14 protein-coding genes are annotated in these 17,768 nt (G+C 45.5%); 8 read left to right on the top strand and 6 right to left on the bottom strand.

Translation table 11 applies throughout. The annotated features are described in order from the left end of the window. Positions 1-46: 46 nt before the first annotated feature. The 5 genes from QUB06_RS29455 (at position 47) to QUB06_RS29475 (ending at position 8,315) form a co-directional block, all read left to right on the top strand. On the top strand, positions 47-1,225 hold the full coding sequence (locus QUB06_RS29455; protein WP_333438302.1) for a transposase: 1,179 nt from the start codon (positions 47-49) through the stop codon (positions 1,223-1,225). 714 nt (positions 1,226-1,939) lie between these two features. Next, the gene (locus QUB06_RS29460) at positions 1,940-2,944 is read left to right on the top strand and encodes an RNA polymerase sigma factor, RpoD/SigA family (protein WP_333285441.1); all 1,005 of its coding nucleotides are present in this window, start codon (positions 1,940-1,942) and stop codon (positions 2,942-2,944) included. A gap of 390 nt (positions 2,945-3,334) precedes the next feature. Beyond that, entirely contained in the window at positions 3,335-3,832 is a 498-nt protein-coding gene (locus QUB06_RS29465; protein ID WP_333438289.1) for a hypothetical protein, read from the top strand. A 601-nt stretch (positions 3,833-4,433) separates the two neighbouring features. After that, on the top strand, positions 4,434-5,705 hold the full coding sequence (gene iscB, locus QUB06_RS29470) for an RNA-guided endonuclease IscB (protein WP_333438290.1): 1,272 nt from the start codon (positions 4,434-4,436) through the stop codon (positions 5,703-5,705). Positions 5,706-5,777: 72 nt separating this feature from the next. Beyond that, complete coding sequence (locus QUB06_RS29475) at positions 5,778-8,315, top strand: CHASE4 domain-containing protein (protein WP_333438291.1); 2,538 nt, start codon at positions 5,778-5,780, stop codon at positions 8,313-8,315. Between the two features lie 270 nt (positions 8,316-8,585). Here the strand turns inward: QUB06_RS29475 and cobO are convergent, their stop codons facing one another. The 3 genes from cobO to QUB06_RS29490 form a co-directional block, all read right to left on the bottom strand. Then, positions 8,586-9,221: a cob(I)yrinic acid a,c-diamide adenosyltransferase gene (cobO, locus tag QUB06_RS29480; protein WP_333438292.1), complete on the bottom strand. Its 636-nt coding sequence runs from the start codon at positions 9,219-9,221 to the stop codon at positions 8,586-8,588. Between the two features lie 59 nt (positions 9,222-9,280). After that, positions 9,281-9,859, bottom strand: a complete 579-nt coding sequence (locus QUB06_RS29485; protein WP_333438293.1) for a Uma2 family endonuclease — start codon at positions 9,857-9,859, stop codon at positions 9,281-9,283. A 158-nt stretch (positions 9,860-10,017) separates the two neighbouring features. Further along, on the bottom strand, positions 10,018-10,635 hold the full coding sequence (locus QUB06_RS29490; protein ID WP_333438294.1) for a hypothetical protein: 618 nt from the start codon (positions 10,633-10,635) through the stop codon (positions 10,018-10,020). 117 nt (positions 10,636-10,752) lie between these two features. Between QUB06_RS29490 and QUB06_RS29495 the strand changes: the two genes are divergently transcribed. From QUB06_RS29495 to rimM, 3 genes are all read left to right on the top strand, one after another. Beyond that, positions 10,753-12,006 (top strand): molybdopterin-binding protein, encoded by a 1,254-nt coding sequence (locus QUB06_RS29495; protein ID WP_333438295.1) that lies wholly within the window; start codon positions 10,753-10,755, stop codon positions 12,004-12,006. A 192-nt stretch (positions 12,007-12,198) separates the two neighbouring features. Then, positions 12,199-12,831: a response regulator gene (locus QUB06_RS29500; RefSeq protein WP_006632834.1), complete on the top strand. Its 633-nt coding sequence runs from the start codon at positions 12,199-12,201 to the stop codon at positions 12,829-12,831. 138 nt (positions 12,832-12,969) lie between these two features. Further along, entirely contained in the window at positions 12,970-13,611 is a 642-nt protein-coding gene (gene rimM, locus QUB06_RS29505) for a ribosome maturation factor RimM (RefSeq protein WP_333143951.1), read from the top strand. A gap of 171 nt (positions 13,612-13,782) precedes the next feature. Here the strand turns inward: rimM and QUB06_RS29510 are convergent, their stop codons facing one another. The 3 genes from QUB06_RS29510 to QUB06_RS29520 all read right to left on the bottom strand — a co-directional run bounded on the left by QUB06_RS29510 (position 13,783) and on the right by QUB06_RS29520 (position 17,734). Beyond that, complete coding sequence (locus QUB06_RS29510; protein ID WP_333438296.1) at positions 13,783-14,241, bottom strand: phosphate-starvation-inducible PsiE family protein; 459 nt, start codon at positions 14,239-14,241, stop codon at positions 13,783-13,785. 359 nt (positions 14,242-14,600) lie between these two features. After that, a complete protein-coding gene (locus QUB06_RS29515; RefSeq protein WP_333143949.1) occupies positions 14,601-14,915 on the bottom strand; it encodes an RNA-binding protein in 315 nt (104 codons plus the stop codon). A gap of 623 nt (positions 14,916-15,538) precedes the next feature. Beyond that, positions 15,539-17,734 carry a nitrate reductase gene (locus tag QUB06_RS29520; protein ID WP_333438297.1) on the bottom strand — a complete coding sequence of 732 codons (2,196 nt, stop codon included), beginning with the start codon at positions 17,732-17,734 and terminating at the stop codon, positions 15,539-15,541. Positions 17,735-17,768 lie beyond the last annotated feature (34 nt).

A 17,768-nucleotide genomic window follows, 5' to 3' on the forward strand; every position in this document is an offset into this window, starting at 1 on the left:
TTTGTGAGCAACAGCTTGCCTAAGATTCAAAGGTAGCTACTTTTAGCTGCGCTCATTTTTTAGTCTAAACTACAGTTACTATGCCCGCCAGCTATACTTTAAAACTGGTAAAATCCCAAACCGTGCTCAGTTGCACAAAGTTTTGGGGACGGAAAACCGAAACCGACACTATCAAGCGTTCTACTCTGATACTGCTCAACAAATTCTGACGGGCGTAGCAGAGTCTTTTAAGTCATTTATGGGATTACTAAAGGCTTTTAAAAATGGCGTAATTACGGAACGTCCGAAGCTACCGAAATATCGTCAAGGCGGAATGGCACTTGTGACATTTACGGGTAGGTCGGTAAAACTCAACGACGGAATGTTGAGATTCCCTTTGGGTAGCAAGGTTAAAGCGTGGTTCGGTCTAGATGCGTTTTTCCTTCCGATGCCTTCTAATCTTGATTTCAAAGCGATTCGGGAATATCGCATACTTCCCCGGAACGGCTGTTTCTACCTAGAGTTTGTCTACACAACGACCAATGTCCAGGCAGATATAGACCCTGCTAAGTGCTTAATGATCGACCACGGCGTAGATAACTGGTTAACTTGCGTGAGCAATGTCGGTACAAGTTTTATCGTCGATGGCAAGCTTTTAAAGTCGCTTAACCAGGGATACAACAGACGAGTTGCATTTCTCATGAAGGGAAAAGTTAATGGCTATTGGTCTAAAAGGCTTGCCAGCTTGACCGAAAGACGGAATCGTCAGATGCGAGATGCCGTTAACAAGGCAGCAAGGAAGGTAATTAAGCACTGCTTGAAAAATCGGATAGGAACGGTTGTATTCGGTTGGAATAAGGGACAAAAAAATTCTGCCAACATGGGAAGCAAAACTAATCAAAAGTTTGTGCAAATCCCTACGGGCAGACTGAAAGATAGAATTGCTCAACTCTGTGAGCAGTATGGCTTGAGGTTCGTTGAAACGGAAGAATCTTATTCGTCAAAAGCTTCTTTTGTCGATCGTGATTGGCTACCTACTTTCGGCGAAAAACCCGAAGGGTGGCTTCCTATTGGCACGCGGATTAAACGTGGTTTGTACCGAACGGCGCAAGGCTGGCTAATTAATGCAGATTGCAATGCTTGTGGCAACATTGGTAGAAAAGTAGCGGTGATGCTTGGACTTGATCTAAGCGGAATCAGTAGAGGCGAGTTGTCAGCGCCTTTAAGACTTAAATTATGGTCTTAAGAATCCCCATGCCTTCAGGCTGGGGAGTGTCAACCCTCATCCCTAACGGCCCAAAATTTGCATAAGCTTAAACATGATGGAGATGATGGAGCCTAGGGGCACAATGAAAGTCAAACAGGGCAACAGCCAGCCTTTATACACCTTGTGGTTACTCGTAGCCGAATTTGATTAGCATATTTAAATAAAAATGTCAATAAATATTTTAAACAGTTACTCGCATTTAATACGGCGATCGAGTTCGGTTATCTCGCATCCCACCATCTAGGCAGCGAGAAAAATTCAAGCGATGATGGAACAGAGAGCAAAACAAAGCCCTCGAATAGCATGAGTCTGTTTGCATGAGTATTGTGAAGTTGAGTTGCAGTTAAAACTAACAGGGAATTCAAAACCTTAAGGAAAAATGTAGAATCTTGACCTTAAGACAGAGGTTTTTACTCTTTACGATCCTCAAAATTGGGAATAATATTGAGAAAACTAAACTCTTGCTCCACTTCGCCTTGAACTAGCCGTTAAAGCTAGCGAACTACCGAAAATCGACGGCGATTACTGGAAATCAAGCACAAAAGTAATCCCAAACAAAAAGCTTCTACCGATCGTCACCGATAAACAAGAGGGGAAACATCCCCTTTGTCGCAGTCTTTATCCCACTTGTAAAAGTGGGACAGGGTATCACCAACTTTTTATCTGTTGTTACAAGGAGTGCAATACTCACCCATGTCCACCACAACCCCCAAAAACAAAACAGTGAAAGCCGATCGCATGGGCAGCCGGCCATACTCCTCAACGGATACGGTTCGTGCCTATCTGCACGAGATCGGTCGCGTACCCCTGCTAACCCGAGAAGAAGAAATTGTTTTCGGGAAGCAAGTGCAGCAAATGATGAAATTAATCGAAGCAAAACAAGCACTTGCTAAAGAATGGCAGCGGGATCTGACGGATCAAGAGTGGGCTGCCGAAATGGAGTTGACCGAACCTGAACTTAGCCGCATCTTACACATAGGGCGGCGCGCTAAGCAAAAGATGATTGAAGCGAATTTGCGGCTAGTAGTGGCGATCGCCAAAAAATACCAGAAACGCAATATGGAATTCTTGGATTTAATTCAAGAAGGCACCCTCGGTTTAGAACGAGGAGTCGAAAAATTTGACCCGATGCGGGGATACAAATTTTCTACCTATGCCTACTGGTGGATTCGGCAAGCAATTACCCGCGCGATCGCCCAACACGCCCGCACAATTCGATTGCCAATTCACATCACCGAAAAACTCAACAAAATCAAAAAAGTGCAGCGGGAACTCACGCAGCAGTTGGGCCGGTCTCCCTCCCCTGCCGAAATTGCCACTGCCCTCGAACTGCACCCTTCCCAAATTCGGGAATACCTGCTGATGGCAAGACATCCAGTTTCTTTGGACTTGCGGGTAGGAGACAACCAAGATACCGAACTGCAAGAACTCTTAGAAGACGAAACGGCATCTCCAGAAAACTACATTACCTCGGAATTGCTGCGGCAAGACCTCGATACTTTGATATCAGAACTTACCCCCCAGCAGCGAGATGTAATAATTCTGCGCTTCGGTTTGGAAGACGGCACCGAAATGTCTCTGGCGAAAGTCGGAGAACGGTTAAATCTCAGCCGGGAACGGGTGCGGCAGCTAGAACATCAAGCCCTCGCCCACCTGCGCCGCCGCCAATCTCAAGTCCGAGAATACTTGGCTAGTTAGTCACTAAAAAAGTTGAGATTTTGGGAAAAATCTCAACTTTTTTTTCGTGTTGGCGCTGCTGGGAAGGATACTTTTATACCAGTTAAAAAAGAGAAGGGAAATGTAGGCCCGTGCTCTAAACCCTTATGGAATAGGTCACGCCAAATTATTCAATTCTTTAATCTAAAATTTAAAATCTAAAATGGTATTATTTGACGGGTCGATCGCCCGATCGGGGGGGACGCAAAATTGGTCAAAACTAATCTTAGATTTAAGTTCAGGAACCGGGCGGGCGATCGTTCCTTCAAGTTAATAGCCAACATTAAGCCAAATACCCGGTTTATCTACGATCTTTGTGAAAATGGTACAAGAGGCGCTTGGAACCAGCTATTTTAAATTTTGGGGTCTGGAGTGGTTTTGACTTATTTGATATTGACAGGAAGTTTAGAAGCGATCGCGATCGTGCTTGCTCTCTCGCCCGGTAACTTCAGCATCGCATTCCCCGCACGCCGGGCACACGACTCGGACATCAAATCCGGCGTTTTAAGCTCGCAATCCCCGCCAAATCCTCCGCCAGATACAGCTAGCACAGGTTTAGCAGATGGCATTTACCTCTACGGTCAGTCGAGCCAGCCAGAGGAAATTAAACAAGAATATTTTGTATTTGAAATGCGGCAGAGTAAGGTAGTCGGCGCTTTTTACCTGCCTCGGTCTGCTTTTTACTGTTTTTACGGCACGGGCGATCGAACTCAGTTAAATTTAACAGTAGTGGACACTTACGACGGCAGTCGCTCTCCCTACTCCGTAAACCTGCAACAGTATTACCCAATTTCCATCATCAGCGACAACGATCATCGCATCTTGGGTCTTTGCACGGAATCTCACAAAGAGCAAGTGTGGGAAAAGTAGGAAACACGCGCTGCGCCACCAGTCAATAGATTTGAGATTTTAGATTTTAGATTTTAGATTTTAGAATTGAAGAAAGCAACCCCACTGATAAATCGGGCGCCCCCGGACTAAATTGCTTTCGGTCAGGGTTCAGGAAACAGTAGTAAAATTGCTCTGGAGTTGAGAATTATCGATTTGAGATTTGAGATTTTAGATTTTAGATTTTAGAATTGAAGAAAGCAACCCCACTGATAAATCGGGCGCCCCCGGACTAAATTGCTTTCGGTCAGGGTTCAGGAAACAGTAGTAAAATTGCTCCTGAGTTGAGAATTTCGGACGGACACCACACACGTCAATCACCCGACACCGATGTCGCTACGCGACCCGCAAGCTACGGAGTACCGATACGGTGTGGGCTTGAAAAAGCCGAGTTGACCAGTCTAAGTGGTTCGCCCACTACGTTTAAGGTAAGCGTTCAAGTACCTACCAGAAAATGCGTGCTAGTTTTCTGCTCTAGAATTCAAAAGTTAAACAGGTGTAAGGGTTAAGCCAGTGCTTTTGAAATAGTTACCGACCTTAAACATTGACGAAGCAAACATTACCCAGAAATGGAGGACATTTAATGTCTAATTTTGTTTTTGTACGTGATACTCAAAAACGACCGCTCAATCCAATCCGCCCAGGATTGGCTCGCAAATTGCTAACCACTGGCAAAGCTGCTGTTTTCAGGAGGTATCCATTCACGATAATTCTCAAAGTAGAGGTAACAGTACCCCAAAAACCAATCACTCTTAAATTAGATCCTGGCTCCAAAACCATGGGAATCGCATTAGTCCAAGGAGAAAACGTAATCTTTGGCGCAGAACTAACCCACAGGGGGCAAGCTATCAAAGCCAGTCGGGAGTCGCGCCGTTCATTGCGTAGAGGCAGAAGAAATCGCCATACCCGCTACCGAAAAGCTAGATTTTTAAATAGAACTCGCCCGAAAGGGTGGCTGACTCCAAGCTTACAACATCGTGTCGAAACAACCCTAACATGGGTAACTAGATTGATAAAGGTTGCGCCAATTTCTTCTGTTGTTCAAGAACTTGTCCGGTTCGACCTCCAGCAAATAGAAAACCCGGAAATTAGCGGAGTGGAGTATCAGCAAGGTGTTTTATGTGGCTACGAGATCCGCGAATATTTACTCAATAAATGGGAGAGAAAGTGCGCGTATTGTGGAGTTGTTGATACACCTCTACAAGTAGAGCACATTCATCCCAAAGCCAAGGGCGGATCTGATCGTATTTCTAATCTTTGCCTTGCTTGCGAAAAATGCAATATCAAGAAAGGAACTCAGAATATTGAGCAGTTTCTCTCGAAAAAACCAGAGGTTGTGAAACGGATTCTGTCTCAAGCAAAACGTCCTTTGAAAGATGCAACAGCGGTTAATTCTACTCGTTGGGCGTTATTTAACAGACTCTGTATGACTGGCTTACCAGTTTCTACTGGCAGTGGCGGTTTAACAAAGTTCAATCGCACTCGATTAAATTTAGCTAAAACTCACTGGCTAGATGCAGCTTGTGTCGGCAGAATTGAATCGTTGAAAGTTTTAATAAACAAGCCATTGTTAATTAAAGCGACTGGACATGGGACACGCCAAATGTGTCGTACCGACAAATTTGGTTTCCCGTCCCGCTATGTTCCCAGGTTTAAGTTTGTTAAAGGTTTTCAAACGGGAGATATCGTCAAGGCGGTTGTAACTTCTGGTAAAAAGGTTGGTATATACGTTGGACGTGTTGCCGTAAGAACCAGTGGTTCCTTCAATATTTCCGCCTCGGAATTGGTGTCAGGAATTAGTCACAAATATTGTTCACTTGTTCATAGAAAGGATGGTTATTCATATGCGGCCTAAACCTTGCCCCCCTTTTCCTCTCGCCACTGACCTGAGTACAGGTACAGTGGGAGTCTCCAAGGGGGAATACAGATGAAACTGCGTCGGAAAACACTATCGATAATTGGCATTACCATCGCTGGACTGACTAGCATTCTGTATGTCGCCTCCTCAAGCATCCTCTTGGGCAGCCTGATCAAAGCAGAGGAACAAGAAGCCACACAGGTTGTCAAGGGAGTGCTCAGCGTGTTCGGGCAAACTGCCGACGACTTCAACTCGCGCTTTGCCGACTGGTCAGCCTGGGACGACACCTACGATTTTATCCAAAACGGCAACTCAGAATTCATTGCCTCCAATTTAGTTCCAGAAGCGCTGGCTAATGTGAGAGTTAATATAGCCGTATTTGTCAATACTTCTGGCAAAATAGTTTACGGTACGGGTTTTGACAGCGAAAAGCTGAAACTAACCCCTGTTCCAGAAGCATTAAAACGGCGCATTTCTCCCAGCGACCCGCTGTTGCAGCACCCCAACGCCAAAAGCAGCCTCGCTGGTATCCTGCTGCTACCGTCAGGGCCAATACTGGTTACTTCCCGGCCAATTCTCACGACTAAAAACACCGGCCCGATCCGAGGTACGCTGATATTCGGGCGCAATTTGGATGGTGCAGGCATTGCAAAGATTTCTAAAATTACCCGCTTGCCCCTAATCGTACACAGCGTTAATGAGGCTCGGTTGCCTGCGGACTTTCAGCAAGTGCGGGAGAAACTGTCGGAAAAAAAACCGATTTTGGTGCGTCCTTTAAGCGAAGAGTCGATCGCGGGTTACGCTTTGATCCGCGATATTTACAACCAACCTGCGCTGCTATTGCGGGTGGATATCCCCAGAGAAATATACCGGCAAGGTCAAATTAGTTTGCTGTACCTGCTGGTGTCTGTAGGGTTAGCGGGAGTTGGGTTGATCGGCTGCACTCTGCTGCTGTTAGAGCGTCTGGTGCTGTCTCGGTTGAGCGGTTTGGCGAAAGCAGTGAACCACGTCAGCAGCAGCCAAGACCTGTCGGTGCGACTGCCGGTGACGGGCGAAGACGAGTTGTCCGACCTTGCCCATACTATCAACGGAATGTTGAGTGCGATCGCCCAAGCCGAAAGCGAACAACTTGAGGAAAAAGCGCGCTACCGAGCCGTAGTGGAGCAAGCTACAGATTGTATATTCCTGTGGGACGCTCAAACCAAACGCCTGTTGGAAGCCAATACAGCGTTTAGAAACTTGCTCGATTACAGTCTTGATGCGATTTCGCAACTGACTATTTACGATATCATCGCTTACTCTAAAGACCTAATTGACAACAATATTGAGTTGCTGCTGGCGGACAAAAAATTCAGAATTGGCGAAGTTCTCTACCGCCGCCGAGACGGTTCCTGCGTGGACGTGGAAGTAAGCGGGAGCGTGATTTCCTACGGCGGCCGCGAGATTATTTGCACGGTTGTCCGCGACATTACCGAGCGCAAGCAAGCCGAAGCCGAACTGCGAGCCTCGGAAGAACGCTACAGACTTTTGTTTAAAAATAACCCCCATCCGATGTGGGTTTACGATTTAGAAACTCTAGAATTTATAGCCGTCAATCACGCTGCTGTCGAACATTACGGCTACACTCGCGACGAATTTCTCAACATGACCGTTGCGGACATTCGTCCCTCCCAATATCTGCCGAGAATGCTAGAAAATAAATCCCCCGTAGATGCCGATATTGAGTTTGCAGGTGTGTGGCAGCATCAGAAAAAAGACGGAACAATTATTGATGTAGAAATTACTTCTTATGCTCTGGTATTTGATAGCAGAAATGCTGAATTAGTGCTGGCTCACGACGTGACCGACCGCTTGCAAGCCGAGGTAGAACTCTACAAGGCAAAGGAAGCAGCAGAAGCAGCTAGTTTGGCTAAAAGTCAGTTTTTGGCTAACATGAGCCACGAACTGCGAACTCCTCTGAATGCGATTATCGGTTACAGCGAGATCCTGCAAGAAGAGGCTTTAGATTTGGGCGAAGAAACTTTTGTGTCGGATTTGGAGAGAATTCACAATTCAGGCCAGATTTTACTTTCCTTAATTAATGATATTCTCGACTTGTCGAAGATTGAAGCGGGTCACGCGGAACTTGAATTAGAAACTTTTGACGTATCGGAGGCAGTTCAAGATGTAGCTAAAACTGTTGCACCGCTATTTTTGCGAAACACTAATCGCCTGAATGTGGAGTGTCCTAATAATCTTGGCGAATTGTATTCAGATAAAATTAAGTTTACTCAGATTTTGTTTAATTTGCTCAGCAATGCAGCTAAGTTTACTCATAAAGGAACAGTTACACTCAGCGTTGAAAGAATTAAAAATGACGAGAATAGTTCGGGTTCTGAACGGTTAATTTTTAAGTGTACTGATACGGGAATTGGGATAACTCCTGAACAGCTACAAAAGTTATTTCAACCTTTTACGCAAGCGGATGCTTCGACTACCCGCAAGTACGGAGGAACGGGTTTGGGTTTGGCAATAGCGCAGAAATACTCTCAGATGCTGGGGGGAGAAATTACTGTCAATAGCGAGTTTGGCAAGGGGTCAACTTTTACTCTGATGTTGCCAGCATAGAGCGATTTTAGATTTTAAATTTTAGATTTTAGATTGGGTAAAAAGTCCTGACGAGAAACAACATAAATACGGTTTGTAGTCAGGGCTTCATATCATGTCCGATCGAGTTACCGCGATTAAAAGGGCGGGTTTTTGAGATTGTCAATTATTGGCAGATATTTTTCGTGAACCCGCCCCTACCGTATTAGGGGTAATCGACCGGACATAATATCAGTCCACTCCCAATCAGCTTTTAGCTAATTAGGACTAAACTTTTGAAGACCAACAACTTTAATACTCAATACCTGCTTGAGCTTTAATGCCTTGTTCTCGGAATGGATGCTTAACTAAAGTCATTTCTGTCACCAAGTCTGCCCGCTCAATTAGCGCTGGCGGGGCGCCTCGGCCTGTTAAAATAATGTGGGTTTCTTCTGGTTTTTGGTCTAACCCGGAAAGCACTTGCTCGACTTGCAAATAACCTAGTTTTAATGCTATATTGACTTCATCTAGAAGAACTAATTTAAATTCTGGATTGCAGATAAAACTTAAAGATTTTTCCCAGGCTTTTTGAGCTGTTTCGATATCTCGATCGCGGTCTTGCGTGTCCCAGGTAAAGCCTTCTCCCATTGCGTGGAATTCTAGCTGTTTTTCCCAGAGTTGAAAAACGGCTTTTTCTGCGGGTTCCCAGGCGCCTTTGATAAATTGTACTATGGCGACGCGGTATCCGTGACCGAGCGATCGCACAACCATTCCCAAAGCAGCCGTGGTTTTGCCTTTACCGTTACCCGTATTGACTATAATTAAACCTTTTTCTTTGGAAGAGTTAGCGATTCGCTGTGATTGCACTTCTTGGCGGCGCTGCATTTTCTGTTTGTGTTGTTCCGCTGTTAAGCCAGTGGGTGCAGTAGTTTCTGTATTGGTTTCCATTAGATTTTTTTTAACCGCAGATGAACGCAAATAAACGCTGATAAATGGAATATGTCTAGTTATTGCCACAGTGTTTTCAAGTTTAGCACGAAACCGGGCAAAACATCTTCTCCTGAAAGTTCTGTCGGACATTCCAAAACTTCTATTTCTTGTCCTTGGCGATAGATTTCGACTCTCCGGGTTTTGCGGTTGATTAACCAGCCTAATCTTACTTGGTTATTCATGTATTCTTGCATTTTGTCTTGAGTGTCTTTGAGGCTGTCTGTTGGCGACATTAACTCTAAGACAAAATCCGGGGCAATGGGAGGAAATTTTTGTTTTTGTTCGGGAGTGAGTGCATCCCATCTTGATTTTTCAATCCAAGAGACATCGGGAGAACGATTTGCACCGCTGGGCAGTTTGAAGCAAGTTGAAGAATCGAAACAAATTCCCAGTTGAGTTTGTCGATTCCAAATTCCAAAATCAGTAGCTATTTCAAAATTGTAATTTCCGGTTTCTCCTCCTGTGGGTGGCATGACGATTATTTCTCCTTTGGCGTTGCGTTCAAATTTGACATCGGGGTTTTCGCGACACAGTTGATAAAATTGGTCGTCGGTTATTTTGGCGATCGAGTTGAAGTTGATGGTAACTGCTATCATGGTATTTTATCAGGATGCGTTGGGACTTTTAAGCCAGATTATGTATATGAAGGCGGCTCAATGCCGAGCGATGCAGATGCTGTAAATATTATTAAGGTTAAGAGGATTTAATGGATATCTTTTTATGCACTTTGGCTCATTATATCACATCGTTATAACTAGCTATTAATAGTTTTATCGAACGCTTTTTGGATGGAACACTTACAGACATACCAATAATAAAATGCAATGTTGATTTCGCTGAGCAATTTAGGTACTCCCTCTAGTAAACTGGAGAAGATTTTGTTTTTTAAATGCAGGGAATCCACGCCGATCGCAAAAAACAACAAGCCTACACCCGCTAACAATATTTGGTAGGGAGTTAACTGTAGTTCTCGCCGAAAAAACCATCCGTAGGAGGACAAAACAACGGCGTATAAAAGACTTACTCCTAGCTTAGGAATTCCCCCGGCTACCATATATATATGAATTCTGTAAATTTCATTTAGTAAAAATCCACCTGTTAATAAAGCCGAAAACAGAATAAATCGATTTTCTGAAGTGCGCGGTTGAAGAGTTTTAGCTAATCCATAGGTGAAAGTACAAAGAACGACTGGTACAGAACATAAAATTTGGAAAGTCCGAGTTAACAAGGCGACATTGGGATGGGGATAAGAATAAGGTGGCAAGAATAAATCGCTGATTTTTAACCCTGAAAGTTGAGTGAAAAATATCAGTATCGCCACCAATAATAAGGAGAAACAATTGAGGCGAACAACAAAGCGAGAAATAGTCATAAGCAATTAATCCCCAAAATTAGGTTTACTGCCCCAATCAAAAAAAATTATATCACCAATATCTCTGGATATTTTGCTAAACTTAATCATGAGTGTTATCAAAACAAGGAGACAGTCATGCTGTCAGTGAAAGAAGCAGAATCGATCGTTCTAAATTTGGCGCAACCCCTCGACAGTCAGGGGGATGTAGAAACTGTAGACTTACTGGCAGCATCGGGGCGCATTTTGGCTGCGGCAGTCACTGGTTCCCTGGATTTTCCTTATTGGGATAATTCAGCAATGGATGGGTACGCGGTGCGCTTTGCGGATGTGGAAAAGTGTAGCGCCGAAAAACCAGCGGTACTCGAAGTAGTTGAAGAGATTCCAGCCGGATATCAGCCTCAAAATACCGTCCAATCGGGGCAAGCGGCGCGAATTTTTACGGGTGGGGTGATGCCAGCGGGTGCTGATACGGTGGTAATGCAGGAAGAAACAAGGCGTGAGGGCGATCGTATTTTTATCTTAGTTTCTCCTGAAAAACCGCAAGCATTTGTCAGGCACAAAGGCGCTTTTTATCTAGCAGGAACAACTTTGCTAACTCCGGGTACAGTTATCAACGCCCCAGAAATGGCGGTGTTAGCAACTGCCCAGTGCATTCAAGTTCCCGTTTATCGGCGGCTGCGGGTGGCAATTTTTTCTACTGGTGACGAATTGGTATCGCCTGACGAACCTTTGGCACCGGGGAAACTGGTAGACTCGAATCAGTATGCTTTGACAGTTTTGTTGGCGCAGATGGGATTTGAACCGATTCGATTGGGCATTGTTCCTGATAATGAAGATGCGTTAAACAAGGCGATATCGGGGGCTGTGGCGACGGCGGATGTGGTGCTTTCTACGGGCGGCGTCTCGGTAGGAGACTACGATTATGTCGAGAAAATTTTGGCGGATTTGGGAGGAAAAGTTCACATTAGTTCTGTGGCGATTAAGCCGGGGAAACCTTTAACGGTTGCTGCGTTTAAACGAGGTGAAAAAAATTCGGATTGTCTCTATTTTGGTTTGCCGGGAAATCCGGTTTCGGCTTTAGTCTGCTGTTGGCGGTTTGTTGTGCCTGCTTTGAGAAAGATGTCTGGGCTTGGCCCGGATGCTTGGGGGCCGGAGTTTCTCAAAGCTAGGTGTAATGCTGAATTGCGATCGCCTGGCCGACGCGAAACTTATGTTTGGGGTAAACTACATTTAGTTGCGGGAGTGTGGGAATTTGAACCTGCTAGCGGCAGCCAAAATTCAGCGAATTTAATTAACCTCGCCAATACAAGTGGTTTAGCAGTTTTGCCACCAGGGGACACCTGGATTGTACCGGGCGAATTCGTGGAAGTTTTAAAAGTGAGTCATTAGTCATTAGTCATTAGTCATTAGTCATTAGTCATTAGTCATTAGTCATTAGTCATTAGTCATTAGTCATTGGCTCGGTATAAGTTCATGTAAAATATTAACAACTAAGTAATCTTCCTTCTTCCTTCTTCCTTCTTCTTCCTTCTTCCTTCTTCCTTCTTCTTCCTTCTTCCTTCTTCCTTCTTCCTTCGTATTATGAGAATTTTAATTGTTGAAGACGATCCGATGATGCAACTGGGATTAGAGCAAGTTTTAGCCGATTCCCCAGAAATAGAAATAGTAGGACAAGCAGAAGACGGCTATTTAGGCGTAGCAGCCGCACTGAAACTCAAACCTGATATTATTGTAATGGATATCGGTTTGCCGCGGCTCGACGGCATAGCAGCGACGCAGCAAATTAAAGCACAACTGCCAGAAGTTCGAGTCGTAATGTTAACTTCTCACACGGCAGAAACTGAAATTATTGCTGCCCTTTCTAGTGGTGCTGATGCTTATTGTATTAAAGGTGCTTCTGTAGACAGGCTGTTAGCAGCGATTGCAGCCGCAGCAGAGGGCGCTACATATCTTGACCCTCAAATTGCCCGGACTGTCATCGAACACCTGAAACCGCCGATACCTGCCTCTACAACTACTTTTGGCCAGTTGTCGCAGCGGGAATTGGAAGTGTTAAAATTAATGGTGGAAGGTAACAGCAATCCCGAAATTGCAGCGGCGCTTTACTTGAGCCCAAATACTATTAAAACTCACGTTCGCGGTATTATGAATAAGTTGGCAGTCGATGACCGCGTGCAAGCCGCAGTTGTAGCGCTGAGAACTGGATTGGTGTAAAGAAGTCAGTAGTCCGTAGTCATTAGTCAGTAGTCAGTAGTTATTTGTTGTTTGCTACCAATGCCCCATGCCCCATGCCCCATGCCCAATGCCCAATGCCCAATTCCCAATTCCCAATTCCCAATTCCCAAAAAGTTTATGTCTGAATGGATAGAAATCGGTAAAATTGTAGCAGCTCAAGGTTTGGACGGGGAAGTGCGAGTCTATCCCGATTCGGATTTCCCGGAAAGGTTTATCGAACCGGGGAAGCGGTGGATTTTGCGCCCTAACAAAAGTGAACCGGAACCGATCGAGTTTTTGGGCGGTCGCTACATTCCGGGCAAAGGGCTGTATGCTGTAGAGGTAGAGGGTGTGGAAGACCGCGATAGTGCTGAGGCGCTACGGGGCTGTAAGTTGTTTGTTGAAAAGACCGATCGACCTTACCTCGAATCTGATGAGTTTTATGTTCAAGATTTGATCGGTATGGAAGTTTTTAACCAGTTAACCGGGGAAATCCTAGGCAAGGTAAGTGATATTATTCCCGCAGGTAACGACCTTTTAGAAGTAGAAACGAATCTAACGCCGCCGGAAACTGTCGCCGCAGAATTAGAAAAGCCAAAACAGCCTGAAACTCCCCAAGCAAACGCTGACCCTAGAAATACCCGCAAACCACGGAAAATTCGGGTTAAAGAGCCTAAATCCACAAAAATCTTGATTCCTTTTGTGGAAGAGATTGTGCCAGTTGTGGACTTAGAACAAGGCCGAATTGAAATTGTGCCTCCTCCTGGTTTGTTGGAATAATATCATGTCCGGTCGATCGACCGGATAGGATAGAGCAATTCTAAATAAGTCGTAAATTTTTTACCCCACCCCAACCCTCCCCGCGGGTTCGGGGAGGGAGTAAGAAATTCACAAATGATGCGAGGATTGCTATATTAGTTATTAACAATTCCCACTTCTCAATTCCCGATATTAATCTTTTCCTCTATTGGTGGCTCGCACTATCAAGTAACTGATGGACAGCGCGAAAATTGCAGTCGCCAAACCAATCAAGTCGGCTGCGGTTTTCTTTTCCAGATCGAGAATGATGATTTTTCGAGATACTGCTATCAAAGAAGTTACAATAACTAGCTCTACTTGAATTACGTGCTTTTTCAGATAAGCTGTAATATTTTCCAATATTTCCAATGCAATTAAAACATTTAAAAATAACCCAAATATCACAAACAAGGTGTCTTTTAAGAAATTATCAGTGTGGTTTACCAATTCTTGTGTTAAAAAAATCACCAAATCGGCAACGCTGACGATAATTACCAAAATCATTGCCAGTGATAAAACTTTCGATATTATTACTTCTACACTTTCTGTAAAATGCAGAAAATTTTCATCACTGCTTAACTTGGAAATTTGCCTAAATATTTTTTTCAGCATAAAAGTAATTTAGTCATCATTCCTGATGATTTTGTCATGGTTCGGTACACATTGCAAGCACCAAACTCTGCGATTGCCTGGTTTCACTGCGCCACGCGCGCACTGGGGAAGGCGACTCTCTGTGCCTGTTATTTTTTATAGTTTTTCGTGTCAACTCGGAATCGATCGCACGCGATGAACTCCTGATTAATAATTTTTGCCATAAAAAAACCTCAAACTATTGTCTAGCAATATTTTGAGGCGTTTAAGGCGCGGTGCTACCACTGAACTAACTATCTATTCTCAACAGAGAATGATTGTTGACTCCCAGCTTGCTCCGACGCAATATACAAGATAGCTAAAAATTTAGCTCCGGTGGTTTAGTAGCGACGAGAATTGCCACCGCGATCGTTGTTGCCCCAGTTACCACCACCAGAATTGGAACCACGTTCTTCACGGGGTTTTGCTTTGTTGACTTTGAGGTCGCGACCCATCCACTCAGCACCGTCAAGAGCCTCAATGGCTGCGGCTTCTTCTGCTTCAGTAGACATTTCTACAAAAGCGAAGCCCCGCATCCGACCTGTTTCCCGGTCAGCAGGCAACTGAACGCGCTTTACTGTACCGTACTCTCCAAAAGTTTGGTTGAGGTGCTCCTGCGTTACTTCGTAGGATAAATTGCCGACATAGATTGACATTGAACATTCTCCAGAATCAGAGTGTGTAGAGATTTAAATCCGGAGGAACGCCGATCGAACGAACTGTACTGCCGAAAATAAAGCCTTGTAAAACCATTATAGCACCTATAGGTGCAAACTGCAATTGTCTGACTCGATTAATTAAAAAGAAGGCCGAAGGCATTCGCCAGAAGACATTCTCCCGAAGGAAAAACCCCCCATCAAGAAGGAACAACTCAGAATACATAAATTTACATAAATTTAATTTTCCTTGTTTCCGAGCTCTGCCGGGGAAACGCAGTTTTTAGGCTACGTAATGGCATAACGATTTTAGGTTTTAGATCTGGGATTTGGGATTTAAGATTTATGTGTAGGGTATGTCCGGGTTCAAAATTGCTCGATCGAGAGAGGTTGTTATCCTAAAAACGGATACAAGCCCCGGACTCCTGTCGCCAAGAGTGCAAAATTTTAGACTCTTGTTCAAAATCCCAGATTCATCTGTGGAGTAAATCTTCAATCGTTCGACTGAGCGCGATTGACGCTCGCACTCGCCGAAAGTCAACCACGTTCCTCCCCATGTCTAAAGCCCGCGGCTTCCCGATCGTTCTTCGGTGATTTGTAACATCCCGTAGTTCGACGGCAGCTCAAGAAGTGGCGGCGAGAGGGGATTTTGGCCAATTAAATTCCCCAACTTCTGCGGCAACTTCTGCGGCAACTTCCGCCCCAGTTTCTGCCCCAACCAGCACCAACTGCACCGCACAAGCTTTTAACTCTGGCTGTTTTGAATCGGGACAGCTTGCAGAATGAGTCATGGCATTGGCTTCAGCGCCTTCGGCCCACAGAGAACCCCAGTGCATCGGTACAAATAGCGTACCTGGGGCGATCGCCTTTGTGACTTTGGCCGGAAACTGCGCCTTGCCGCGGCGCGATCGAACTTCCAGCAAATCACCCTCCTTAATCTGCAATTTGGCAGCATCGCGGGGGTGAATTTCCAAAAACGGATCGGGGTGCAATTGATTAATTTTTTCTGTTCTGCCCGTCCGCGTCATCGTGTGCCAGTGTCCGTAAACTCTCCCTGTCGTCAACACAAACGGATAATTCGGATCGGGAGGTTCTGCCAGTCCCCGCGAGTGATAGGCCGAAAATCTCGCCCGCGCGTCAGGAGTGTGAAAACGCCTGTCTGTATACAGCCGTTTCGCTTCGTTCGCTGGATGCACAGGCTCGTTTTCCCGGCAAGGCCACTGCTGCGGCCCTTCTTGGCGGAGGTATTCGTGGCTGATGCCGGTCATGTCGCAAGGCTGGCCCCGCGTCAAATGCGCGAACTCTTTAAAAACCTCCGCACAGTTCTCGAAAGCAAAGTGTTCAGCAAAACCCAACCGCCGTCCCACCTCGGCGAAAATGCTCCAGTCATCGCGGGCTTCCCCGGAGGGAGTGTCGAAACCGGGACAAAAGGTAACGCGGCGTTCGGAATTCGTCATTACTCCGGTTTTTTCGCTCCACTGCGTTGCTGGCAGCAGGATGTGAGCGTAGGCGGAGGTTTCCGTGGGATAGTAAGCTTCTTGATAAATAGTAAAGGGCGATCGCAGCAAAGCGGCTTTAGTACGTTCCAAATCCGGCATACTCACCACCGGATTAGTAGCTGCAATCCACAGCAACTCGACTTCCCCAGTTTCCAAACCGGTAATCATCTCCCAAGCTGTGCGGCCCGGATTCGGGGAAATGCTTCCCGGTGCGAGTCCCCAAAACTCCTCGACTTGGGTTCTGTGTTCAGCATTTTTCACAAATCGGTAGCCTGGGAGCAAGTGAGACAGTCCTCCTGCTTCCCGCCCTCCCATCGCGTTTGGCTGGCCAGTGAGGGAAAACGGGCCACTTCCCGGTTTGCCGATTTGACCGGTCATCAAGTGCAAATTAATCAGCGATCGCACCTTTGCCGTGCCTTCTGACGACTGGTTGATTCCCATCGACCACAGAGACAAAACGCGCTGCGACTGTTCCCAGTAGTTTGCCGCCGTTTCTAACTCGCTGACAGTAATGCCGCAGCGCGAGGCTACAAACTCCGGCGTGTAGCTGCTAATAACCTCAGCAAAAGCTGAAAAATTTGCCGTGCATTCTTCAATAAACTCAGGATCTATTGCTTGCCTGCGTAACAGCAAATATGCAATTCCGTTAAGCAAATCTATATCCGTACCCGGTTTAATTGCTAAGTGCAAATCCGCCGCTTCCGCAGTCGGAGTCCGCCTTGGATCTACCACAATCATCTTGACATGGGGATGCTTTTTGTGGTACTTAGCTAATCGATTGAATACAATCGGATGGCATTCCGCTGTATTGCTACCGATAATAAAAGCGCAATCTGTTAATTCTAAATCGTCGTAACAGCAAGGCGGCCCGTCCGAGCCAAAGCTTTGAACGTATCCAGAGACTGCTGAAGACATACACAAGCGAGAATTAGCATCAAAATTATTAGTACCCAGACAACCTTTCATTAGTTTCTGGGCAATATAATAATCTTCTGTTGCGAATTGACCCGAACCGTAAACGCACAAAGCATCGGGGCCGCTGGTGCTGCGAATTGTTTGGATTCGGTTAACAATTGCATCGAGAGCTTCGTCCCAGCTAGCGCGGCGGAACGGTTGGTCGAGAGTATCTCGCATCATTGGATACAGTAGCCGATCGCTCCGAATCGACTCTGCTACGGTTGCTCCCTTAATACAAACCATGCCCTGACTCGATGGGTGGTTGCGATCGCCCCGCACTTTCCAACTTTGTTTTTTGTCGGGAACCACTTCTAGGCCGCAACCTACACCGCAGTATGGGCAAAGAGTTTTTATAGTTTCCATCTGGTGATTTTAGATGCTAATTTTTGAAAGCTAA

This window comes from Microcoleus sp. D2_18a_D3 (genome assembly GCF_036702455.1).
In the GTDB taxonomy this organism is placed as follows: domain Bacteria; phylum Cyanobacteriota; class Cyanobacteriia; order Cyanobacteriales; family Microcoleaceae; genus Microcoleus.